The sequence below is a fragment of the Pseudomonas sp. UM16 genome (assembly GCF_050312595.1).
Classification (GTDB): Bacteria; Pseudomonadota; Gammaproteobacteria; order Pseudomonadales; family Pseudomonadaceae; genus Aquipseudomonas.
The window spans coordinates 1-737 of the sequence record NZ_JBNPJT010000055.1 but is presented as its reverse complement, the minus strand read 5'-3'; the positions used below and the strand labels follow the sequence as shown (position 1 = coordinate 737).

The following is a 737-nucleotide window of genomic DNA, read 5'->3' as shown; positions in this document are numbered from 1 at the left end:
TCACGCTTTCCCAAGGGACGATCCAGTACTCGCCATCTGCTTGCGGTACACACACCTCGCGGCGTTGCCGATTAAAGCGCACGGGTAGTGGCACTTCGCGGAACAGACCCTGGGTCACAAACACGATCGGGATGCCTACGATGATTAATCCGCCTCCCAATATTAGAGAGTTAGACGTGATGTAATACATAAGCGCAAATAGCATTGCGATTGACCATATCACCATCACCGCCGAACCGATGCTGTAGCTACCAATATCGAGAAACACCTCGTTTTTGCGCCAAATGGTGTTGAGCACATCCGAGGGTTTTTCACCGGTGGGGATGGGCAAGGGCGCCAAATAGTCATTGCGCGAAAACATCCGTTTTTTCGTCGTGCCTGCCGGTGGCGTACTCATGTCTCGTCCACAGGCTGCGTCTGCGCAGCTAATTCGGCCTCACGCTTGGCGATGGCGGCTTCCAGCTCGGGGGAACGCTTGGCCCATTGCTCGGGCGGCAGAGGTTTGGACCATTCGATGATGGCGGGGTAGGTCAGGTCTGGAGGCGGGTATAACTTTTTTCTTTGTAGATAGGTGGCCAAAGGTGCGTTGAAAATAAATACCCCAACTACACCCTCCCACAATATCGTCAGAATCCAACCGCGAGTTTTAGCTTTATCGCTCATGTAATCGATGTAGTAGCGCAGGCTCCCGCCTGAGTTAAGTGCAGCCGCCTCCGGCGCTGCATCCGGCCCAATCT

At 54.1% G+C, this 737-nt stretch carries 2 pseudogenes; both read right to left on the bottom strand.

What is annotated here, in order from left to right:
- Positions 1 to 397 (bottom strand): annotated as a pseudogene (locus ACQRAX_RS25520) (hypothetical protein); the annotation flags it as partial.
- Positions 394 to 737, bottom strand: a pseudogene (locus tag ACQRAX_RS25515) (hypothetical protein); the annotation flags it as partial. The pseudogenes ACQRAX_RS25515 and ACQRAX_RS25520, both read right to left, overlap by 4 nt.